The sequence below is a fragment of the Stenotrophomonas sp. genome, assembly GCF_032066555.1.
Classification (GTDB): Bacteria; Pseudomonadota; Gammaproteobacteria; order Xanthomonadales; family Xanthomonadaceae; genus Stenotrophomonas.
On the sequence record NZ_DAMBKV010000005.1, the window covers coordinates 179,476 to 202,302 of the forward strand.

General features: G+C 63.5%; 20 protein-coding genes and 1 tRNA gene. 4 read left to right on the plus strand and 17 right to left on the minus strand.

Annotated elements, in window-relative coordinates:
* Positions 1-31: 31 nt before the first annotated feature.
* The 4 genes from RT131_RS09000 to lexA are packed head-to-tail and all read right to left on the minus strand — an operon-like array spanning position 32 to position 5,774.
* A complete protein-coding gene (locus RT131_RS09000; protein WP_313172154.1) occupies positions 32-3,121 on the minus strand; it encodes an error-prone DNA polymerase in 3,090 nt (1,029 codons plus the stop codon).
* Positions 3,118-4,539, minus strand: a complete 1,422-nt coding sequence (locus RT131_RS09005; protein WP_313172156.1) for a DNA polymerase Y family protein — start codon at positions 4,537-4,539, stop codon at positions 3,118-3,120. The genes RT131_RS09000 and RT131_RS09005 overlap by 4 nt, the downstream gene beginning before the upstream one ends.
* Before the next feature lie 3 nt (positions 4,540-4,542).
* Positions 4,543-5,163 (minus strand): translesion DNA synthesis-associated protein ImuA, encoded by a 621-nt coding sequence (gene imuA, locus RT131_RS09010; RefSeq protein ID WP_313172158.1) that lies wholly within the window; start codon positions 5,161-5,163, stop codon positions 4,543-4,545.
* Complete coding sequence (gene lexA, locus RT131_RS09015) at positions 5,163-5,774, minus strand: transcriptional repressor LexA (protein ID WP_313172160.1); 612 nt, start codon at positions 5,772-5,774, stop codon at positions 5,163-5,165. The genes imuA and lexA overlap by 1 nt, the downstream gene beginning before the upstream one ends.
* A gap of 159 nt (positions 5,775-5,933) precedes the next feature.
* On the opposite strand from lexA, the gene RT131_RS09020 reads away from it, so the two are divergent.
* On the plus strand, positions 5,934-6,878 hold the full coding sequence (locus tag RT131_RS09020; RefSeq protein ID WP_313172162.1) for a GGDEF domain-containing protein: 945 nt from the start codon (positions 5,934-5,936) through the stop codon (positions 6,876-6,878).
* 155 nt (positions 6,879-7,033) lie between these two features.
* Positions 7,034-7,315, plus strand: coding sequence for a hypothetical protein (locus RT131_RS09025; RefSeq protein ID WP_313172164.1), 282 nt, complete (start codon positions 7,034-7,036; stop codon positions 7,313-7,315).
* 182 nt (positions 7,316-7,497) lie between these two features.
* Here RT131_RS09025 and RT131_RS09030 read toward each other — a convergent pair whose 3' ends face one another.
* From RT131_RS09030 to serS, 12 genes are all read right to left on the minus strand, one after another.
* Positions 7,498-8,196 carry an OmpA family protein gene (locus RT131_RS09030; protein ID WP_313172166.1) on the minus strand — a complete coding sequence of 233 codons (699 nt, stop codon included), beginning with the start codon at positions 8,194-8,196 and terminating at the stop codon, positions 7,498-7,500.
* A 137-nt stretch (positions 8,197-8,333) separates the two neighbouring features.
* Entirely contained in the window at positions 8,334-9,743 is a 1,410-nt protein-coding gene (locus RT131_RS09035) for a deoxyribodipyrimidine photo-lyase (RefSeq protein WP_313172168.1), read from the minus strand.
* 14 nt (positions 9,744-9,757) lie between these two features.
* Entirely contained in the window at positions 9,758-11,188 is a 1,431-nt protein-coding gene (locus tag RT131_RS09040; protein ID WP_303749900.1) for a replicative DNA helicase, read from the minus strand.
* 204 nt (positions 11,189-11,392) lie between these two features.
* Positions 11,393-11,950, minus strand: a complete 558-nt coding sequence (locus RT131_RS09045) for an NAD(P)H-dependent oxidoreductase (RefSeq protein WP_313172170.1) — start codon at positions 11,948-11,950, stop codon at positions 11,393-11,395.
* Positions 11,951-12,050: 100 nt separating this feature from the next.
* The gene (locus tag RT131_RS09050) at positions 12,051-12,905 is read right to left on the minus strand and encodes an EcsC family protein (RefSeq protein ID WP_313172173.1); all 855 of its coding nucleotides are present in this window, start codon (positions 12,903-12,905) and stop codon (positions 12,051-12,053) included.
* 5 nt (positions 12,906-12,910) lie between these two features.
* Positions 12,911-13,486, minus strand: a complete 576-nt coding sequence (orn, locus tag RT131_RS09055) for an oligoribonuclease (RefSeq protein ID WP_313172175.1) — start codon at positions 13,484-13,486, stop codon at positions 12,911-12,913.
* Between the two features lie 91 nt (positions 13,487-13,577).
* On the minus strand, positions 13,578-14,096 hold the full coding sequence (gene tadA / locus RT131_RS09060; RefSeq protein WP_313172177.1) for a tRNA adenosine(34) deaminase TadA: 519 nt from the start codon (positions 14,094-14,096) through the stop codon (positions 13,578-13,580).
* Positions 14,097-14,301: 205 nt separating this feature from the next.
* On the minus strand, positions 14,302-14,964 hold the full coding sequence (locus tag RT131_RS09065; protein ID WP_313172180.1) for a hypothetical protein: 663 nt from the start codon (positions 14,962-14,964) through the stop codon (positions 14,302-14,304).
* A gap of 147 nt (positions 14,965-15,111) precedes the next feature.
* Positions 15,112-16,647, minus strand: coding sequence for a sensor domain-containing diguanylate cyclase (locus RT131_RS09070; protein ID WP_313172182.1), 1,536 nt, complete (start codon positions 16,645-16,647; stop codon positions 15,112-15,114).
* Between the two features lie 237 nt (positions 16,648-16,884).
* Positions 16,885-16,974, minus strand: a tRNA-Ser gene (locus tag RT131_RS09075).
* 67 nt (positions 16,975-17,041) lie between these two features.
* Positions 17,042-18,034, minus strand: a complete 993-nt coding sequence (locus RT131_RS09080; protein WP_282267030.1) for a LysR family transcriptional regulator — start codon at positions 18,032-18,034, stop codon at positions 17,042-17,044.
* 743 nt (positions 18,035-18,777) lie between these two features.
* Positions 18,778-20,055 (minus strand): serine--tRNA ligase, encoded by a 1,278-nt coding sequence (serS, locus tag RT131_RS09085; RefSeq protein WP_313172186.1) that lies wholly within the window; start codon positions 20,053-20,055, stop codon positions 18,778-18,780.
* 113 nt (positions 20,056-20,168) lie between these two features.
* Between serS and RT131_RS09090 the strand changes: the two genes are divergently transcribed.
* Entirely contained in the window at positions 20,169-20,816 is a 648-nt protein-coding gene (locus tag RT131_RS09090; RefSeq protein WP_313172188.1) for an energy transducer TonB, read from the plus strand.
* A 171-nt stretch (positions 20,817-20,987) separates the two neighbouring features.
* Positions 20,988-21,419 (plus strand): energy transducer TonB, encoded by a 432-nt coding sequence (locus RT131_RS09095; protein WP_313172191.1) that lies wholly within the window; start codon positions 20,988-20,990, stop codon positions 21,417-21,419.
* On the opposite strand, the gene aroA is transcribed toward RT131_RS09095, so the two are convergent.
* A complete protein-coding gene (gene aroA / locus RT131_RS09100; protein WP_313172194.1) occupies positions 21,403-22,716 on the minus strand; it encodes a 3-phosphoshikimate 1-carboxyvinyltransferase in 1,314 nt (437 codons plus the stop codon). The genes RT131_RS09095 and aroA overlap by 17 nt on opposite strands.
* Positions 22,717-22,827 lie beyond the last annotated feature (111 nt).

Below are 22,827 nucleotides of genomic sequence, written 5' to 3' on the forward strand. Positions count from 1 at the left end.
GGACACATCGCCTGCGCTGTGCTGCGTAGGCTCAATGGAAGTCGCGGCTGCGTACATCCAGGCTGCCCAACAGCGGCGACAGATCATCCAGGCGGCGTGCGATCAGATGACGCACGCCGTTTTCGGCTTCCAGCCGTCCACTGACCTGCAGCAGCCGTGATTCCAGGAACACCTGCCGCTGGCGCTCGGCCAGCTGCCGCCAGACCACTACATTGATCTGGCCGAACTCATCTTCCAACGTGATGAAGGTGACGCCGCTGGCAGTTGCTGGCCGCTGCCGGCCGCGCACCAACCCGGCCACCAGCACATTGCCGGTACTGCGCATGCTTTCCAGCTCCCTGGAACTGCGGCAACGGCGCGCGCTCAGCTGTCGTCGCAGACGGGCCAGCGGATGCAGCTCCAGCGTGGTTCCCAGCAGAGCGTAATCCGCGTTCAGATCCTCGCCGACACTGGGCATCGGCAAGGCGACGTCAGCCTCGGCGGTCGCCGGCTGATCATCAAACAGCGGTCGCTGGTCCTCGACGCCGGCGATCGCCCAGCGCGCCCGATGGCGGTTACCGACCATGCCACGCAAGGCGCCGGCATCGGCCAGCAAGGCCCGTGCACGCGCGTCCAGATCCGCCCGCCGGCACAGGTCGGCGATATCGCTAAACACCGCCTGCGCCCTCGCCTGTTCGATCCGCAATGCGTCCTCGGCATTGAAACCGCGCACCAGGCAAAAGCCCAGGCGGATCGCCAAGCGCTCACTGTCGCGTTCCCATTCCAGCGAGCACTCCCAGCCGCTGTAACGCACATCCAGCGGCCGCGTTGCCACGCCATGGCGGCGCACGTCCTGCAGCAGCTGGTCCGGGCTATAGAAACCCATCGGCTGGCTGTTGAGCAGTGCGCAGGTGAACTCGGCTGGATGGTGGCATTTCAACCAACTGCTGGCATAGGCGATCAATGCGAAGCTGGCCGCATGGCTTTCCGGAAAACCATAGCTGCCGAAGCCCTTGATCTGCTCGAAGATGCGCTCGGCGAACGCCAGCGGATAGCCGCGCTCCAGCATGCCTTCGGTGAGCTTCAGCCGGTGTGGCTCCAGCCCACCGTGGCGCTTCCACGCCGCCATCGAACGACGCAGACCATCGGCTTCGCTGGCGTTGTAGCCCGCCGCCACCATCGCGATCTGCATCACCTGCTCCTGGAACAGCGGCACCCCCAGCGTGCGTTTAAGCACTTCCTTCAGGGCTTCGGAGGGATAGCTGACCAGTTCTTCACCGGTACGGCGACGCAGGTAGGGATGCACCATGTCGCCCTGGATAGGGCCGGGACGGACGATGGCTACTTCAACCACCAGGTCGTAGAAGGTCTGCGGCCGCAACCGCGGCAACATCGCCATCTGCGCGCGCGATTCGATCTGGAATACGCCCACCGTGTCGGCACGGCTGATCATGTCGTAGGTCGGCCCGTCCTCCTGTGGAATCGTCGCCAAGGTGAGTTGCAGTCCGCGATAGCGCTGGATCAGATCAAAACAACGACGCACGGCGGTGAGCATGCCCAGCGCCAATACGTCGACTTTCATAAGCCCCAGCGCTTCCAGGTCATCCTTGTCCCACTGGATGACGGTGCGCGCCTCCATCGCTGCGTTTTCCACCGGCACCATGCTGTGCAGGGCACGCTCGGAAATGACGAAGCCGCCTGGATGTTGTGACAGGTAATGCGGGAAATCGATGAGCTCGTTGGCCAGTACCAGGATGCGGCGCAGCAGCGGGCTGTCCGGGTCGAAGCCGTGTTCGCGCAGGCGTTCGGCATCGGGAATGCTGTCCGACCAATGGCCGACACAGGAGGTCAGCTGGGTGATCACGTCGCCGGGCATGCCGAGTACGCGCGCCACATCACGCAGGGCGCCGCGCCCACCGTACTGTGTCGCCACGGCAGCCAAGGCAGCGCGTTCACGGCCATAACGTGAGAACACGTACTGGATGACTTCCTCGCGCCGCTCATGCTCGAAGTCGACGTCGATATCCGGTGGCTCATCGCGGTCATCGGAGATGAAGCGTTCGAACAGCAGATGGCTGTGCGAAGGATCAAGTTCGGTGATGCCCAACACGAAGCACACCACCGAATTGGCCGCCGAGCCGCGGCCCTGGCAGAGGATGCCGATGCTGCGTGCATAGGCCACCAGATCATGCACGGTGAGGAAATACGAGGCGTACTTCTTCTTGGCGATCAGGCCCAGTTCTTTCTCGATCAGGGCCTGTGCCTGCGGCGGAGTACCGTCCGGCCAACGCTTGCCCGCACCACGCGTCACCAGCTCCGCCAGCCAGCGCTGCGCGGTGTAACCGGCGGGTACCACCTCGCTGGGATACAGATAGTCGACGGCTTCTTTCAGATCAAACCCGGCGCAGCGTTCGGCGATGCACAGCGTCTGCTGCAACAACTCGGCGGGATAGATCGCCTGCAACGCCTGCAGCGGACGCAGATGCCGCTCGCCATTGGCGAACAGCCGCTGCCCGGCCTCGGCAACGGTGACGCGGTGGCGGATGGCCGTCATCACATCCTGCAAAGCCCGGCGTCCACGCGCATGCATATGCACATCGCCGGCGGCCACCAAGGGCAGCTGCAGCTGCGCACCCAATGCCTGCAACTGCTGCAGACGCGCCTCATCATCGGCACCGTGGTGCAGTTCCACTGCAATCCAGCAGCGCTGCGGAAACCATTCGCGCAACTGCATGCCCTCGGCAGATTCCGGTTGTGCCGCAGGCAGCCACAAGGCCAGCAGGCCGCTGCGATCAATCGACGCTAGGTCCTCGGCCAACAGCCGGTATTCGCCCTTCTCCGCCCGCCGCCTTGCCTGTGTTATCAGCCAGCACAGCGCTTGGTAACCTGCGGCGTCTTCCACCAGCAACACCAGCTTGGCGCCGTTTTCCAGTTGAATTTCGCTGCCGACAATCAGCTGCAAGCCGGTTTCCCTGGACGCGCGCCAGGCGCGCACGATGCCGGCCAGCGTGCATTCGTCGGTGATGGCCAAGGCCTGGTAGCCATGCGCCTTGGCCCGCACGAACAATTCATCCGCGGTCGATGCACCGCGTTGGAAGCTGAAGGCAGACAGGCAATGCAGTTCGGCATAAGCGCCATTCATGCGAACCAGCCCTGCAGCATGAAGCCGCCCTCGCTGCCCACCTCACGCCAGGCCCATGCCTGCTGGCCAAAACGGGTGCTGACCCGGTAGTAATCACGACGCACATCATCGCCGTCCCACCAGCCACTCTCGATCCGTTCTGGCGCCGACAGCAATTCCGGGCTTGCCCCCGGCCAAGGCTGTGGCGTGCGCAGCAACCAACCGGGACGTACGGGTGACGGCAGGCTGTTGCTTGTTGAACCTGCAGCTGGAGCCGCCTCGCCACGCCAGGCATATTCGGGGCGATGGTCGGCATGCACGCGTAGCCCGTGCACGGATTGATCGCCCAGACGCGCGCGCAGGCGTTCGCGCAATTGTTCCCACGGCATGCTCTGCTGCGGACGGGTATCGAACAGCTCGCGGTGTTCTGGCACAAACGCCGGCAACTGATCGGCACGAAGGCCAAACTGACGCACCGGTGCCGGTATCTTTGCCTGCTCCAAACGGCTACGTGCGATCTCGAACAACAGGCTGGCATCACGCTCGGCCGCGAGCAGGCCGATCTCCAGTGTGGTGGTCGGCCGGTCCTCGTGCTCCAGCAACAGCGCAAAACGCTGCACGCTGCCGTCACGGCCGGCAAGAAACGCGGCAAGGTCCGAAGTCAGGCGTCGCAACGGGAACAGCAGGGCCTGCGAGGATTCCACTTCATAGCCCAGCTCGATGCGCAGTTCGAACACATCCGGCGGCTGATATGGCTGCAATACAAAGGCCCGCTCGCCGAGCAAGGCATCCAGCTGCCGCAGTACATCCGGCGCAAAGCGCCGGTTGATGCTGGCCCGTGGCAAGCCCTGCAATTGCTTGACAGTGCGGATGCCCATGCGCGCGAACGCCGCCGAGGCACTGCCACCAAAGCCAGCCCGCGCCACCGGCAATTGCCCGAGCAATGCCGCCAGCCCGGCCTCATCCACGCTCAGGCCATCGCGCGCATTGGCCAATGCGCGTGCAGCTACCGGATTGGGCGCCAATGCGATGCGGTGACGGAAGCCCAAGGCGTCCAACTCCTGCCGCAGGCGCGCCTCGAATTTCGGCCACGGCCCGAACAGCGCCAGGCTGTGCTCGATTTCGATGATCAGCGATTGCGCATATTGCAGGCTTACCTGCGAACTGAATTGATACGCCCAGGCCGCGAGGAAACGATGCCATTCCGACTGTGCATCCGGCTCATACGGGTGTATCTCAAATCCGGTTGCCAGTGCCTGTGCCGTTACCAGTGACTGCCCTGGCTTCAGGCCCAGCGCAGCCGCCGCCGGATTGACCGCATGCAACACCCGCCGCTGGCTGGGCCCGCTGATCAGTACACGCGCAGCCTCCGGCTCGGCGCAGCCACGCAGCACACCGTCCATGGCCAGATGCGGCAATAGAATGCAGGCCCAACGCATGGCTTACCGCTCCCGGGCGAAGGGCAACGGACGTGGCGGCACCATGCCGCCGCGACACTTCAACACTCGCAGCTGCGCTGGCTGCGCATCGATGGCGATACGCAAGGCCGCTGGCGAAGGATTCCTGGCCGCCTGCAACGGCCGGCTGGCAAAACCCAGCGTCTGCCCTGATTCGGCCGCCACCTGCAGGCGTCGCAACGCCTTGTCTTCGGCCATCTGCGGCCAGCACAACACGGCACCGCAGCTACCCGAACGCAGGCATTGCTCAGTAGCCCACAGCGCATCACGCGGATCATTGGCCTGCACCACCTGCAACTGACGCAGGTCGATACCCGCTGCCTGCCAGGCCGGTGCATACGGGATATGCGGCGGTGCCACCAGCACCACGCGCTCGCCGGCCTGGGTCAAACGCGCCAGCGAGGGCCATAGCAGCTGCAATTCACCCACGCCTTCGGCCGGCAACAGAATCTCGCTCAACGCGGACTCCGGCCAGCCACCGGTAGGCAGCACATCATCCAGTTGCGCATAACCCGTCGGCTGGCGGCTGGCCGGCAGCGGCGCAGGCCGACCACGCCAGACCCGGCGCTCGTGCAGCAGGCTGTCGAGGGCAACAACCGCGCCCATCAGCCACGCCGGACCAGACCACAGAACACGCCTTCGATGGCGAAGTCCTGATCGTGCCGCACTTCAATCGGCGCATAGGCCGGGTTGCGCGGCAGCAGCCGCAGCTGGGTGCCGCTGCGTGAGAGCCGCTTGATGGTCAGCTCACCGTCCAACCGCGCCACCACCGTCTGTCCGTTGCGCGCATCGCTGCTGCGCCTGACCCCGACCAGATCGCCATCGAGAATACCGTCGTCGATCATCGAATCGCCCTGCACGCGCAGCAGGTAATCCGGGCTGAGCGAGAACAGGCGTTCATCCAGCACCAGGGTATCGACCAGTTCGGCATCGGCACCGATCGGCGCGCCAGCGGCGACCCGTCCAAGGATGGGCACCTGCAACACTTCCGACGCCCGCCCCAGCTGCCCCACCGGGCGGATGCCCCGCGCCTGCCCGGCAGCCACCTCGATCAGGCCGGCCTCGCTCAAGGCCAACACGTGTTTACGCGCCGCGCCGCGTGACGCCAGCCCGCAGGCAGCAGCAATTTCCGCCAATGAAGGCGCCTGCCCGTGCCCATTCACCTGGTCACGGATATAGCGAAGGATGGCAGCACGACGGGGACTCAGTGGGCTCATGGAGTACATTTGTACTCCATCTGCACAAAGCCCGCCAGCGGCTAAGCACCGCTATTCAGGTGAATGCGCAAAACACATTGTCGCTGCTATCTTTCGCGCCATATGGACCGCAACGTCCCCGCGAAACCGCCCCCCTCCTTACCGCAGGCATTGCGCAGTGTGCCGCTGCGCACCATCGCCCCGGTGACGACCCTGGCACTGCTCTTTTTCGGGGTTTGGCTGTGGTTTGACGGGCATCGTCCTGCGGCGGCGGCGAGCGGTCTGCTGTCGGCACTGGCCTTGCTGGCCAGCATCTGGATCCATCAGCGCAAGCCACGGCTGGAAATCGGTGGTGTGCTGCTGTGCCTGGCCACGGTTGGCGGCAGCCTGCTGTCCGCCTGGCAACTGGGCAGCGATGCGCTGCCTTGGACCTACCTGACGCTGATGTCCAATTTCTTCATTGTCCGCAACCAGATTGCGACCCCGCTCAATCTGATGCTGGTCGCGGGCCTGCTGCTGATACCGGACGTGCTGCTGGGCCAACCGGCCCGGTTGCAGGCATTGACCGTGATCGTGCTGGTGTTCGGTTTTGGCTACCACTTCTCCCGTCGCCTGCAGGGCGACCGCATCCGCCTGGAGATGCTGGTATCGCTGGATGCTTTGACCGGCGTGCCAAACCGGCGGGCGTTGGAAAGGTCATTGCAGGCGCATATCAACGGCGTACGCAACGAGCGCTTCCGGCAGGGCCTGGTGGTGATCGACATCGACAATTTCAAAGAGGTCAATGATCACTATGGGCACGGTGCCGGTGATACCGCCCTGTCCGACCTGGCGGCAATCCTGCGCTTTGAACTTCGTGAGAACGATCAGGTATTTCGCTTTGGTGGCGAGGAATTCGTGGTTCTTGCCGATACCGGCAGTCGCGAAGCGCTGGCCCGTTTTACCGAACGCCTGCGCAAGGCGGTCCATGAATCGCTGCGCGGACCAGGCGGCCGCATCACCATTTCGGTAGGGGCAGCAATGTATGCCGGCGAGCAGCGTTGGCAGGACTGGTTCGCGCGCGCCGATGCCGCGCTGTATGAGGCCAAGGGCAAGGGACGCAACAGCGTGGTAGTCGCGGAGTAGCTTTGGCTTTGGCTTTGGTTTTAGCTTTAGCTTTAGCTTTAGCTTTGGCTTTAGCTTGAGCTTTGGCTTTGGCTCAGCCCCCTCCCTTGCGCCGCAGGCGTAGGGGAGGGTTGGGGAGGGGTAGCTTTCGCTTTGCTTTTGCCCTTGCTTCCGCAGTGCGCGCACTGGACTTTCCGCGAGCCAAAGCCACAGCAAAAGCAAAAGCAAAAGCAAAAGCCCCCTCATCCGGTGCTGCGCACCACCTTCTCCCGCAAGCGGGAGAAGGGAATAAAGGCAGCAGCCAGAGCAAGCGCAAAGCCACAGCAAAGCCACAGCAAAGCCACAGCAAAGCCAAAGCAAAGCCAAAGCCAAAGCAAAGCCACGGCAAAGCCACGGCAAAGCCAAAGCCAAAGCAACAACAGCCGCAGCAGCCGCAGCAGCCGCAGCAGCCAAGATGAAAGTCAAAGCGACAGCCAAAACTAAGGCAACAGCTGGAGCAACAGCCGGAGCAATAGCAACAGCCAAAACAACAGCCAAAACTGCCCTTCCCCCGCCCTCCCCTACGCCTGCGGCGCAAGGGAGGGAGTAAAAAGGGCCGCTTGCGCGGCCCTTCGTTTACATCATCAAGTGATTGCTGCGATCACGAACGCAGCGGGATCACCCGGATCTCGACGCGGCGATTCTGCGCGCGGCCAGCGTCGGTGCTGTTGTCGGCAATCGGGTAAGCCTTGCCTGCACCAAGGGTTTCAATACGCTCACGCTGCACACCCTGTGCGGCAAGATAAGCGGCCACTGCATCGGCGCGCTCCTTGGAAATACGGTTGTTCACCGCATCGGTACCGATGCTGTCGGTGTGGCCGACCACCTCGATCATGGTCTGGTTGTACTCGCTCAAGGTGCTGGCAACACCGTTGAGCGCGCCATAGAATTGCGGCTTCAGCGTGGTCTTGTTGAAATCGAAGGTAATGCCGTCCGGCAGGTTCAAGGTGATGTTGTCGCCCTCGCGCTGCACGTCGATACCGGTATTGGCAGTACGCTCACGCAGTGCGCGCTCCTGACGGTCCTGGTAGTTGCCGATCGCTGCACCGCCAAGCGCGCCGATGCCGGCACCGACCATTGCACGCTGGCGACGCTCGGTGGCATCACCACCGCTGAGCAGACCTGCCGCCACGCCAATGGCCGTACCGATCAGCGCGCCCTTGCCGGTCTTGTTCTGCTGCTGGGTCTGATTACCGTACTGGTCCTGCTGCACATACGAGCCACCGGTAGCGCAGGCCGAGAGGACGGCTGCCGCCACCAAGCCAATGGAAAGATTGCGAACAACAGTAAGGGTGGTCATCTGAGTCTCCTGATAGGCCGGACTGGCCAGCGTGGATTTGCCGGGCAAGCATAAACACCGCGAAGCATTACCTGCGTGAGCCCATACCTTGCTCAAGGGTATCCATTCATCTAACTGTCTTCAGCGTTAAGCCCGTGTCAGCGACAGCGCTGGTAGGCCGCCAACGCCGCGTCGCGGCCCTGCGCCAGATCCACCAACGGCTGCGTCGGATAGCCCGGCGCGTGTTCGGCCAGCAGTTGCGGGAACTGCCACGGGGCGAACCGTGCCTTGAGTGGCAGCGCGGCCAGCTCGGGCAGCCAACGGCTGATATAGCGTGCCTGCGGATCGAATTTCTGCGCCTGCGTCACCGGATTGAAGATACGGAAATACGGCGCCGCATCCGCCCCGGTTCCGCCGATCCACTGCCACCCCATGCTGTTGTTGGCCAGGTCGGCATCGACCAAGGTGTCCCAGAACCAGCGTGCGCCCTCCTTCCAATGCATGCGCATGTGCTTGCACAGGTAGCTGCCCACCAGCATCCGTACCCGGTTGTGCATGTAACCGGTCGCCCACAGCTCGCGCATGCCGGCATCGATGATGGGAATCCCGGTACGTCCCTGCTGCCAGGCCGCCAGCATTTCCGGCTGCGCCGGCGCCCAGGCGAAGCGCTCGAAGCGCGGATTGAGGTTGACGTCACTGGTCTGTGGGAAGTGATGCAGCAGATGCCAGGAAAACTCACGCCACCCCAGCTGCCGGATGTAGCCATCGATGTCCCCATCGCGGCCGGCGCTACGCATTCCTTCCAGGGTACGGGCGATGCGCCACGGTGCAATCTCGCCGAAATGCAGGTGCGGTGACAACAACGAAGTGCCGGTGCGATCCGGCAGGTCGCGCTGCTCGCGGTAGCCATTGAGCGCACCCTCGGCAAAAACCTCCAGCGCTTCCTGTGCGCCCGCCTCACCCGGTTGCCAATGCTCCCAGAAACCCGCATCCCAGCCCAGACGCGGCTTCAGGCCCAGCGCCTGCAAGGGCAGGCCCGACAACGCCGGCGTGCTCAACGTGCGTGGTGCTTCGGACAGTTCAGCCAGCCGCCAACGGGTCAGCGCATTGCGCCAGAACGGGGTGAACACCTTGTACGGGCCGCCCTGCAGCGTGGCCAGCTCCCAGGGCTCGAACAGCAGGTAGCCGTTATGGCTTTCCACCTGCACACCTTGCCCGCGCAGGCCACGCTTGATCCCCGCATCACGCGGCTGCGTGGCGGGCTCGTACTTGCGGTTCCAATAGACTGCCTCGGCGCCGCTTTCGGCAATCAGGGCCTGCAGCTGGGCCATGCTGTCGCCGCTGCGTAGCAGCAGCGCCGAGCCGATGGCGCGCAGCTGTGCATCGAGCTGCTGCAGCGAATGATGCAACCAGGCGTCGGAGGCTGCGCCTGGTGCCCATGCGCCCTCCTCGTGCGGCGCATGGATGTAGACCGGGATGACATCGTGGCCCGCTTCAATCGCGGCCTGCAACGCCGGGTTGTCACGCAGTCGCAGGTCGCGGCGGAACCAGACAATGGCGGTGGACATGCAGCTGCTCCCGCTTATTCGAACGAACCCACCGAATCGTGGCTCAGGTTGTCAAAGCGGGTGTACTCACCGAAGAATTTCAGCTTGCATGAACCGGTGGGACCACCACGGTGCTTGCCGATGATGATCTCGGCCAGGCCTTTGTCCGGCGAATTTTCCTTGTTGTAGTAATCATCGCGGTAGATGAAGACGATCATGTCCGCATCCTGCTCGATAGCGCCGGATTCGCGAAGGTCAGCCATCACCGGGCGCTTGTCGGTACGGGTTTCCAGGGAGCGGTTGAGCTGCGACAGCGCGATCACTGGCACGTGCAGTTCCTTGGCCAGCCCCTTGAGCGAACGCGAGATTTCCGAGATTTCGGTCGCGCGGTTCTCACTGTTGCCCGGCACGCTCATCAGCTGCAGGTAGTCGATCACGATCAGACCAAGATCGTGCTCGCGCTTGAGCCGGCGGCACTTGGAACGCAGCACTTCGGGCGACACGCCAGGCGTATCGTCGATGAATATCTTGGTTTCCTTCAGCATGCGGATGGCGCCGGTCACGCGGCTCCAGTCTTCGTCCTCAAGCTGACCGGTACGCAGGCGCTGCGCATTGATGCGGCCGTTGGACGAGATCAGGCGCATCGCCAGCTGCGATGCGGACATTTCCATCGAGAACACCGCCACACCCTTCTTCGACTTGATCGCCGCGTACTCGGCGATGTTCAAGGCGAAGGTGGTCTTGCCCATGGCCGGACGCGCGGCCAGGATGATCAGATCGGTCGGCTGCAAGCCGGCGGTCATCGCATCGAAATCGTTGTAACCGGTCGGCAGACCGGTGATGTTGCCGCCGTTCTCGAAGCGGTTGCGCAGTTCTTCGAAGGCGTCCTTCAGTGCGCCCGGCATCGCCACGAAGTCGGTGCGCCCGCGCGCGCCTTGTTCGGCGATTGCGAAGACCGATTTCTCGGCGGTCTGCAGCAGCTCCGAGCTGTCACGCCCTTCCGGCTGGAAGCCATCATTGACGATGTCGGTACCGACCTGGATCAGCTGCCGCAACACCGCCTTGTCGCGCACGATCTCGGCGTAGGCGCCGATATTGGCGGCCGACGGCGTGGTACTGGCCAGTTCGATCAGATAGGCGCCGTCGCCCACCATGTCCAGCTTGCCCTGTGATTCGAACCATTCGCCCAGGGTCACCGCATCGAAAGGGCGATCGCGCTCGGACAACTCGCGGATCGCGCGGTAGATCAACTGGTGATCGCGCCGGTAGAAATCCTTGTCAGTCAGTGCCTCGTTGACCCGGTCATAGGCCTCGGGTGCCAGCATCAGGCCACCCAGCACGGCCTGCTCGGCTTCTACTGAATGAGGGGGCACGCGCAAGGCGTCGATGCGCTGCTCGCTGCGATCGGAGCGGTCATTGCGGTCACCGCGGTCGCGGTCGGAACGGAAACCAGTACGGGCGGACATGAAAAGCGTTATTCCTGCAATAAGGCCGTGTGGCCATGGTAGGTGGGCATTGCCCACCGGGATACGTACAAGTCTGTGGATAACCTGTCCACAACCCAAGTCCATGGGAGCTCAGGGTTCGGCTGGCATACAGAAACAGGCACCCGGCGCCGTTGCAGCACCGGATGCGGATTATCGCATGTGTAGCTCCCGCCTCGCGGGGCCTCAGGCCTGGCGTTGGCGCTCGATCCAGGCCAGGAACTTGTCGACAAAGCCCTGCAGGAACTGGCGGGTGCCGTCGTTGCTGATGCTGCCATCGGCCTCGATCAAACCTTCCTTGAAGTGCAGGAAAGCCTCCGGCTGCGGCATCACCGCCAGGTCGACGAATACCAGCACATTGCGCAGATGCTGCTGGGCCAGCGCACTGCCGATGGCACCAATGGAGGCGCCGACCACCGCCGCCGGTTTGCCGGCAAAGGCGTTGTCACCGTACGGGCGCGAGGCAGTATCGATGGCGTTCTTCAGCACGCCGGGAATCGAACGGTTGTATTCAGGAGTGACGAACAGCACCGCATCGGCGGCACGCACCTGGTTCTTCATGCGCGTACCCTGCGCCGGGAACTGGCTATCGTGATCCTGGTTGTACAGCGGTATGTCACCGATCTGTATGTAGTCGAACTTGACGCGGTCGCCGGCCAGCTTCTCCAACGCAAGTGCCAGCCGCCGATTGATGGATTCCTTGCGCAGACTGCCGACGAAAACCGCGATCTTGTACTGGCTCATGACCACCTCGCTCCGTAGGAAGGACACAGGCTAGCCAGAATGGGCTTCGCAACAGGTGAAGGCAACGCCCTGACAGACTACCCGCGCAGGGAAGGCAGCATCAAAGACGCAGGCGGCCGGTAATCCCGCCGTAGGCCAGCCTCACGGTATCGAAACCATACTTCGACTCCAGCCGCTTGATGATGAAATGTCCGCGGGCCATGTCCTGGTAGTAAGCAGTGAACATGGTGTTCAAGGTGGCACCAGCCACCGCGCCGATCACCGGCACTGCTTGGGCAACAAATTTCTCCGAGACCACCACACCGAAGCGGGCGGCGATCTTCTCCACGATCCTGGCCAGCCACTTGCCGGCCTCCTTCGGGCCCAGGCCCAGCAGTACACCGTGACTGCCACTGATCGCGGTACCAGCCAACTCCGCCGAAAGATGACGCATCACCTCGGTGGTGAAGCCGCGTGCCAGGTAATAGCCGGTCTCGCTGGCATCGTCCTGGCCGGAGTTGCCACCCAACGCGAACACTTCCAGACAGGCCTGGCGGGTCGCCATCTCGCTCAGATCAAAACCTTCACTGCGGGCAACATCGGCGACCGCGCGCATGATGATGGTGGTCGACAGCGGCAGTTCGATCGCCAGCGCGGGCAGCCCACCTGCCCCGCCCAGCGCACCGGACGCAGCCGCCGCCAGCTTGTGCAGGCGCGGCGAGGCCGGCTTGCCGGGCTGCTTGTTGTCCATGGTCCACAACGCCGTCTGCGCAGCCTTGTACAGGGCCGCCTCGGTGACGCCCTGGATCCGCGAGGACACCGCTGTCGGCAGCTTGCGCACGGCAAATTCCAGTGGTCCACCAATCAGGTTGGCCATCCTGGCGGTGAGCGTGGGCGACTCCAGCAAGCCCACGGCACGTTCCAGATCGGCCAGATCCTGCGCGTTGTCTTGCAGACGCAGAGCAAGCCCGGTCATCTGATTCAGCCTGCTTCCGGCAAGCCCGCCAGTACGCCCATGAACTGCCGGTAATGGCGCAGCTCGGCGATGGAGTCCTGCACATCACTGCGCGCGGTATGGCTGGAAGTCTTGCTCACCCCTGCGGCTACGGCCGGCGACCAGCGCTTGGCCAGCTCCTTGATCGTGGACACGTCCAGGTTGCGGTAATGGAAATACTTCTCCAACCGCGGCATCTGCCGGTGCAGGAAGCGGCGATCCTGACAGATCGAGTTGCCGCACATCGGCGAGGCACCGGCCTTGATCCAGTCCTGCAGGAAGGCAATGGTCCTGGCTTCGGCCTGGCCCATGCTGGTGCTACTGTCCAGCACCCGCTGCCACAAGCCTGAACGCTGGTGCTGGTTGCGGTTCCACTCGTCCATCGCTTCCAGCGTGGCCAGGGAATGGTTGATGGCGAACTCGGGGCCCTCGGCCAGCACATTGAGTTGACCATCGGTGACGACGGTGGCGATCTCGATGATGGAATCGTTGTCCGTATCCAGACCGGTCATTTCCAGGTCAATCCAGATCAACCGATCGTTGCCTGCGCTGTTGTCCGCCATGTGCTGCCTCATGCTTGGGGCCGACGGTCAATCGCCGAACGGCCGGAATATCGAAGCGCACATGATACCCCTGCCCAAGGTAGGGGTTGCGTCAAAGGTCGTCGGGTGTCAGCAACGGGCGTCCACGCTTGGCCCGGAAGTAATTGCTCAGTCGCAGGCTGGCCTCCTGTGCCAGCACCCCACCCTGCACCTGCACGCGGTGGTTATGGCGCGGATCGGTAAGCAGATCGAACACACTGCCACAGGCACCGGTCTTGGGATCGGTGGCGGCATACACCACCCGCGCGATGCGTGCGTGCACCAGCGCCATCGCGCACATCGCGCAGGGCTCCAGCGTCACGTACAAGGTGCTGCCGACCAGCCGATGGTTTCCCAGGGCCTTGCCGGCCTGGCGCATGGCCACGATCTCGGCATGGGCGCTGGGATCATGGTGGGCGATATTGAGGTTCCAGCCCTCACCCAGCAGCGCGCCATCGGCGCCGACCAGAACCGCACCCACCGGAATCTCATCGAACTCGCGCTGCGCGCGGTCAGCCAAGGCCAAGGCTTGGCGCATCCAATGCGTGTCGACTGCCGCTTCGGTATCTGCGTTGGCGGGACCTTCCGTCATTGCCGGCTACCGGAGACAACCCACCCGCGCCCGGGACAGGCCTGCGCCAGCACCTGTACCGCAGCAGACACGCTGCACGCCTCAGAAAACATGGATACAACTCCGACAACCAGGGCCAAGCCCGACCCGGTCATTTTACGTCAAGCCACGCTCGCCACGTCCTGCAGCCGCCCGCACCCTGATCGGGAACGGGGTGGCCCCCGCCTTACTGCGCGGTTGCCGCAGTTCCCTCGGGCATGCCGGTGGCCGCATCCGCGGCAAGCGAGTAGACATAGCTTTCGTCATAAAGCCGCACTTCCAGCTTGTCACGCCCGCGCCGCTCGACCGCATAGATGCTGCCCTCCCAGTTGCCGCCCAGGGCGGTCATGGGATCGATCTCCCCCAGCCTGCTGGCATCGATGCGCAACACCACCTTGTCCTTTTCATAGGACGGCAGTACCGAACAGAAAAACGTCGCGTGCTGGCCAGAGGTTATAGCCCCATACGAACTGGAGCTCGGGTGCGCCACGAGGAAGGCGAAGCTCTTGCTGAAATCGATGCCGGACAGATCAATCGGCGCTTCATCCCTGCGTCCTGCTGGATACGCGCGCATCGCCTCGACTGCATCCGCGCTTGCAATAGGAAAGAACTCGATGTCGCTGTAGCCCGGCAGCGAAGCCTGGCCTTCGGCGGCAAAGCCCGTGCCCTGCAGCAGGGTCGACAGCGCCTGGGTACTGCTCAGCATCGGCCGCGTACTCACCTGGAACTTGCTGCTGGCCTCCAGCTCTGCCGCCTTGCCGGTGAGTGACAGATTTCCCTCCTGGCCACAGCCAGCCAGCAGCAGCGAGAAAATGCCGGCTACGATCAAACCAAGAAAAGACCTTTGCATGCGGTACGTCCTGTACGAAGCTGCTGCTCTCGCAGCGGGTCTGCAATCATGCAAGCAGTTCTCTTGCTTGTATGTAGGTAAACACCTACCGGCAGCCTTGACGCCATCTGCGTCGAGTCGCAGATGACGCAGACCGCGCCCGCCGGGTCAGACGTGGAAGCGGGCACCCGCCTCGCGCTGATGCACCGAGACCCGATTCCTGCCGCCACGCTTGGATGCATACAGCATCTCATCGGCCGCCTTGAGCACCGCTTCGATTTCGAAACTGCTCTGTGGCCAGTTGGCCACACCCAGTGAGATCGTGATCGTACCCACCCTGGCGATCTGCATTTCCGCAACCGCCACACGCAGCCGTTCGGCGACCTGCGCTGCCGTTGCCAGCGTGGTGGATGGCAGCAGGATCAGGAACTCCTCGCCACCGACGCGCAACGGCACGTCGTAGGCGCGACAGGCTTCGCGCATGCGCTGGGCGAGCTGCTGCAACACGACGTCGCCTGCATCATGGCCATGGGTGTCGTTGATCAACTTGAAGTGATCAATATCGATCGAGATGACCGAGAACGTGCTGGCCTGGCTCTCGAAGTTCGCCAACGCCTCATCCAGTCGGCGCCGGTTGCCGAGCTTGGTCAAGGGGTCCGTGGTGGTGTCCTCGCGCAGCTTGCTGAAGCTCTTGTGGATCGCGTCAATGCCGATCAACAGGGCCTTCTTGAGTTCACGCGACTCGAAGTACCAGGACTTGACCGAGCGGATGTCCTTGGCCGAAGACGGATCCTCCATCTTGCGGGCGCCATCGGCCAGCAAGCGCAGCGGGCGCGAGATCAACCGCGCACTCCACAATATCAGTATCAAGGTCAGGATCGTTGCCGGCAACGCACGGTACAAGGTGCCCTGCATCAGCTGGGTCAACGGCGCAAGCGTGGCCGCCTCGGGACGTTGGGCAACGATGCCCCACCCCGTCGATGCAACCGGCGCGTAGCCGGCCAGCATTTTCACGCCTTGCGAATTGACCGTGGGCCCCTTCCCCGCCACGCCAGTGGCGACGCGGTCGACGACGACGTTCTTCTCCACGAAGTCACCGATCCGGTCCGGATTCGGGTGATAGATGATGCGCTTCTGCTGGTCGACCACGAACAGGTAGGAGCCATCAACATAGAAATGCTGGCCGAGCAGGCGGTCGAGGATGTTTTCCTTCTGCAGGTAGATCGCGCCGCCCACCGCGCCGAGATAGCGGCCCGATGCGGAAATTATCGGGTGGTTGATGAAAACGATGAAGTTGCCGGTTGCCGATTGGTAGGGCGCGCTGATCAGCGGCCGCTTCTCGCGCAATGCAGTCTTCACCGCTTCGCTGCCCAATACCCGACCCTGCAGCCCCAGGGTTTCGGGCGAGGTTGCCAATACCTTGCCACCTGCGTCGAAGATGGTGATGGAGTTGAAGCTCTTGCTCATCATGCGCAGGCGCGCGGCTTCCTCTTCCAGCTTGGATACATCGTCCATTTTCAGCGCGAGCAGTTGCGCGGTATAGGCCAGCTGCAACTGCGACGCCTGCAGGAAGTCTTCCGTGCTCTTGGCCAGCTTGTTGGCGTAGGCATAGTTGCCATCCAGGGTGGTGTCCACCAATTGCTGGCGCTGCACCGTATAGCTGGCATAGAACGTATTGGCGAACGGCACCAGTGCTCCGATCAAGGTGAGCACCAGAATGAGTTTTCGTAAATCCATGGATCTAGACGCGGACGCTGGAAGGTAGTGCCGCGACAAGCCCATGCATGCCCGGGCGCGCAGCTCCCCCAAGCCGTGTCCATTTTACCAGCGGAACTGTCCTGGATGTCCGCCACCGGTGTCATCGCAGCGCGGATGCCCGCGCCGTATCCGCCACTCATAAACGCAGAGAAGCCGCTGTTTCCAGCGGCTTCTCCACATGTCTGGCGGGCAAAGTGGGATTCGAACCCACGGAAGGTTTGACCCTTCGCCGGTTTTCAAGACCGGTGCCTTAAACCGCTCGGCCATCTGCCCGTAACGTGCAACTACCCCGGATAGCATCCCGGGGCGGGCATTCTCGCATGCTTGCGGGCTTTTTTGTTCAACCGGCTTCGATTGCCAACGATCCCGCCATCGAAGCGCGGATCTTCTCCTTGGCCCGCTCGCAGGCGCCCCCACAATGCAGGCGCGAGGCCTCCAGTTCGGTCGGCAGGTGCTCTGCAAGGAAGTCGATGAATACCCGCACCGCCGGCAACAATCCGCGCCGCGAGGCAAACACCGCGTGGCAGATGCCTTGCGGCAGTGACCAGTCCGGCAGCACCACTTCCAGTTCACCGTTGCGTACGGCCTCTGCGCAGACGGTTTCCGGCAGCATCGTGATACCGAAGCCGTCCTTGACCATCGCCTGCAGCAGCGGGAAGTCAAACCCGGCCACTCGCGGCTGCAGTTCGACCCGGCGCACTTCCCCGCCCGGCCCATGCAGCTCCCAGCGCTGGCGGGCCTCGTCCTCGCTGATGCTCAGGGTGACGTGATTGCCCAGGTCTTCCGGCGAGGCCGGGCGCCCTGCCCGATCCAGATACGCCGGGCTGGCCACCAGCAACTCCTGTACCTGGCCAAAGCTGCGCATGACCAGGCTGCCGTCATCATCCAGGCGCGAACGTACCCGCAAGGCCACGTCATAGCCTTCGTTGATGATGTCCACGCGACGGTTGCTGATGTTCAGCTGCAGCCGCACTTTCGGGTACTGCTCGAGGAACTTCGGCAACAGCTTGGGTAGCTGCATCTGTGCCAGCGACACCGGCACGCTGGCGCGCACCAGCCCACGCGGCTCGGCACTGAGCCGGTCCACCACTTCGCGCGCGGCCTGGGCCTCGGCCAACATCGTCTGCGCATGCCGATGCACGCTCATGCCCACGTCGGTGACCGCGAAACGGCGCGTCGAGCGCTGCAGCAGGCGCACACCGAGGTCTGTCTCAAGCTGGCTGATGCGCCGGCTGAGACGTGATTTCGGTATGCCCAGCGCACGCTCGGCAGCAGCAAAACCGCCGTGGTCGACCACCATGGCGAAGTAGTAGAGGTCGTTGAGGTCCTGCATGGATTGATCCCACTATTGGAACGAACCGCTAAATTTAATCACCTTTGTCCTGTATTTACAAATCAGACCCCAAACAGTCCTGATTTAGGTTTCAGAATGCCGGGGGCGAAGCACTGCAGACGCCCATTCATGTTTAGAGGGCGCAGCGTCAAGGAACGGCGCGCTTTTGTAGGAGCGGCGTCAGCCGCGAAGCTGGCAAGCCTTGCGGCCCGGATATGCCTCGCCATTCAAGTGTTCCCGGCTTTGCGGTTTACACCGCTCCCACAAGGACCTGAAAACCCTGTCGGCACGGCCGCTGAAGCGTTATCGGGCAGGCATCTGCCGAGCATGGCTCGGCACTACCCAATGCCAGGCTGCCTGCCTTTGTGGGAGCGGCGTGCGCGGCAAAGCCCGGAATCCTTGTGATCGCGGGCATTTCTGCAATTCCGGCCTATCGAGCTTCGCGGTCTACACAGCTCACACAAGGATCAAAGACTTTGTGCGAGCCGGCGCCGAAGCGTTGTCGGACAGGCATCTGCCGAGCATGGCTCGGCACTACCAAATTCGGGGCCGCTTGTTTTTGTGGGAGCGGCGTCCGCCGCGAAGCTCACAATCGTTGCGATTGCCGACCGTTTTGCAAATTCAACGAACCCGGCTTCGCGGTTTACACCGCTCCCACACCGATCAAAGACCGTGTGGGCACGGGCGCCGAAGCTTTATCGGGCAGGCCGCTGCCGAGCATGGCTCGGCACTACCGTCTGGGATCAGGCAATGGTTTCGGCACCGCCCATGTAGGGGCGCAGTACTTCCGGGATCGTGATCGAGCCATCGGCGTTCTGGTAGTTCTCCATCACCGCGATCATCGCCCGGCCTACCGCCACGCCCGAACCATTGAGGGTGTGCACCAGCTCCGGCTTGCCGGCGGGATTGCGCCAGCGCGCCTGCATCCGACGCGCCTGGAAATCACCGCAATTCGAGCAGGACGAGATCTCGCGGTAGGTCTGCTGCGACGGCAGCCAAACCTCCAGGTCATAGGTCTTGATCGCCGAAAAGCCCATGTCGCCGGTGCACAGCAGCACCTTGCGGTAAGGCAGGCCCAGCTTCTGCAGCACGGCTTCGGCGCACGCGGTCATGCGCTCATGCTCGGCAGCGCTGTCCTCGGCAGCACACACGCTGACCAGCTCAACCTTCTCGAACTGATGCTGGCGAATCATGCCGCGCACGTCGCGGCCACCGCTGCCGGCCTCGGAGCGGAAGCACATCGAATGCGCGGTCATGCGCAGCGGCAGACGCTCGGCGTCGATGATCTCGTCGCGGACGATATTGGTCAGCGGCACTTCCGAAGTCGGGATCAGATAGCGGGTGGATTCGCCCAACGCGGTCTTGAACAGGTCTTCCTCGAACTTGGGCAACTGACCGGTGCCGCGCAGCGAGTCGGCGTTGACCAGCACCGGCACATTGGTTTCCTCGTAACCGTGCTCGTTGCTGTGCAGATTGAGCATGAACTGGCCCAGGGCACGGTGCAGACGCGCGATCGAGCCGCGCAACACGGTGAAACGTGCGCCGGACAGCTTGGCGGCGGTTTCCGCGTCCAGGCCATTGTTGCGGGCCCCCAGCTCCACGTGGTCGAGCACCGGGAAGTCGAATTCGCGCGGGGTACCCCAGCGCAGCTGCTCGACATTGTCATTCTCGTCCTTGCCGGCCGGAACATCGGCGGCAGGCAGGTTCGGGATGCCCATCGACAGGGTTTCGATCTGCTCGCGCAGTACATCGAGCTGGGCCTCGGAGCTCTTCAGCTCATCGGCGAAGGCAGCCACTTCGGCCATGATCGCCGACACGTCCTCGCCCTTGGCCTTGGCATGGCCAATCGACTTGGAACGGCTGTTGCGCAGGCTCTGCAGTTCCTGGGTGCGCACCTGGATGCGCTTGCGGTCAGCCTCCAGCGACTCGAAGGCGGCCACATCCAGAACGTAACCGCGCGTACTGCGCAGGCGTTCGGCAAGTTCGGCGGGCTGCTGGCGAAGAAGGGCTGGATCAAGCATGGCTGGGCACTGTGTACGGGTGTGGATATTGGATTATCGCGCGAACTGCAGCTTTCTGCCGCGCGATTCACCTTTCCTGTGCAAGAATCGGCCGGTTCCATACGGTCAAGGCCATGTCCGCTCCAAGCTCCCGCTCCGACCAGAACTTCACGTTTCACCTGCCCCGCAGCAGCCTGAAGATCGCTGGCATCGCCTTTGGCGTCGGTGTTCTGCTGTTCCTGGTGGTCTGGCTCAATGCCCGTCGCCACAACGAGTTCTATCGCGCCGATCCGGCCCAGCCACAGGCCAGCAACGCCGTGTTGGCGCCCTTGCCGGCACCCTTGCCCGCAGGTGCCGGCGCCAGCGACATGCCCGATGCGCGCCCGGAAACGGTGGAGGAAACCCCGGAGCTGGTCGAGGCCGCGCCCGCCCCACCACCGCAGCCCATCGCTGAGACTGCGCCGGTCGATCCGGCACCGGCCGCGCCAGTCGCGCCCGCGCCCAGTGACCAGCCAGTGCCACTGCCTGGCCAAAGCCCGGCGCCGGACTATCCGCCGGCAGCCCTGCGCCGCGGCGAAAGCGGTACGGTAATTGTTCACGTGGACGTGGACGCCAATGGCGTGCCCCTGGATGTCCGCGTGATCCAGCGCAGCGGCTCGCGCGACCTTGACCGGGCTGCCCAGGAAGCCGTGCGCAACTGGCGTTTCCAGCCGGCACAGAGCAATGGCCAGCCAATGCAGGGCAGCCTGGAAATCCCCTTCGATTTCAAACCGGCGCCGTAAGCTGAACCCCGGCTCCCCAAGGGGGCCGGTTTCCGCCCAAAGTCATTCGCCGTTTGGGAGTGCGGGACCAGACTTGTTGCGTAGTCGCTACGCAGAGCCCACATGTCGATGTCCAGCATCCCCCATCAACACAGCACGAGCCACCCTCATACACCGGCACGCCCGCACGGCATGGCTGTGGCATGGCTGTGGGGCCTGCTGGCGCTGCTGGTGGTGACTGTCTTTGCCGTGCTCGGGTACCGCCACCTGCAGACTCCAGTGGCTGCCAGCCCGGTTTCCATCACCACTGCTGATACCACTTCGGTGGTCAGCATCGCGGGCAATCGTGATGCCGAACCGCTGGCCAACAATCCGACCCCGGATTATCCGGCCGCCGCGCTCAGTGCCGACATCGAAGGCGATGTGATCGTACGTCTGCAGGTGGATGCCGACGGCCGGGTCAGCCAAGCCACCGTGATCGGACATGAAGGCGGCATTGACCCCGCCCTGGATCAGGCCGCCATTGCCGCGCTACAGCAATGGCGCTTCCAGCCCGCGATGCGGGATGGCCGCGCCATCAACAGCGTCGTGCAGGTCCCTGTGGAGTTCAGGACCGGACGCTGAGCCCGAAGCCGGCGCCACTGGCCAGGCTGTCAAAGCCCGGGAACGATGTCGCCACGTTGGCGACATCATTGATGCGTACTTCACCGGTGCTGAGCTGGCCGGCAATGGCAAAAGCCATCGAGATACGGTGATCGCCGTGGCTCTCGATGGTGCCGCTGCCCAGCGGACCACCGAAGATGGTCGCACCATCATCGGTCTCGTCCACGCGCAGGCCCAGGTCACGCAGGCCCGTGGCCATCGCCGCGAGACGGTCTGACTCCTTCACCCGCAGCTCGGCTGCGCCGCGCACCACGGTCTGGCCTTCGGCGGCGGCGGCGGCGACGAACAGTGCCGGAAACTCGTCGATCATGTCCGGCACCAGCGCCTCCGGAATCTCCGCGCCCTTGAGCTGGGCATAGCGCACGACCAGATCTGCGACCTGCTCGCCACCGTGCTCGGCATGGTTCTCCTCGGTGATGTCCGCGCCCATCAGGCGCAGTGCAGCCAGCAGGCCGGTGCGGCGCGGATTCAGGCCGACCGAACGCAAACGCACTTCCGAGCCGGGAATGATGCTGGCGGCAACGATGAAGAACGCCGAGGACGAGAAGTCCGCCGGTACCGAAATATCGGTCGCACGCAGGCGCTGGCCGCCGCGCAGGCGTGCCTTGCCCGGTTCGAACTCGATCTCCACGCCGAATGCGCGCAGCATGCGCTCGGTGTAATCGCGGGTTGGATGCGGCTCGACCACTGATGTCTCGCCTTGCGCATACAGGCCAGCCAGCAGCACCGCCGACTTGACCTGCGCACTGGCCACCGGCAATTCGTAATCGATGCCGTGCAGTGTCTGCCCGCCGTGGATGTGCAGCGGCGGCGTGCCATCGTCCTGGGTATCGATGCGCGCGCCCATCTGTGCCAACGGCCCGGTCACCCGGCGCATCGGCCGCTTGGACAAGGACGCATCACCAACCAGCGTCGTGTCGAAGGGCTGCGCGGCCAGCAGGCCAGCCAGCAGACGCATGCCGGTGCCGGCGTTACCGCAATCCAGCTCGTCGGTTGGTGCCTTCAGGCCATCCACGCCAACGCCATGGACGATCCGCTGCGAGGCTGACGGGGTTTCGAATCGCACGCCCATCTGTTCGAAAATGTGGGCGGTGGCGCGGGTGTCCTCGCCTTCCAGAAAACCATCGATATGCGAAACGCCATCGGCCAGCGCGGCGAACATCACCGAGCGGTGCGATACCGACTTGTCGCCGGGAATGGCGAGCGTGCCCTGCAGGGCGGAACCTTTGCGTGCAATCCAGTAGGGCTGGGAACTCATGCGGTCTCTCTAGTATTCAGTGCGCCAGGGGCGCGTCAGCAAACCCTTCTCCCTCCGGGAGAAGGTGCCCGAAGGGCAGATGAGGGTAAGGGAGCACATGGCTGCAGCGAA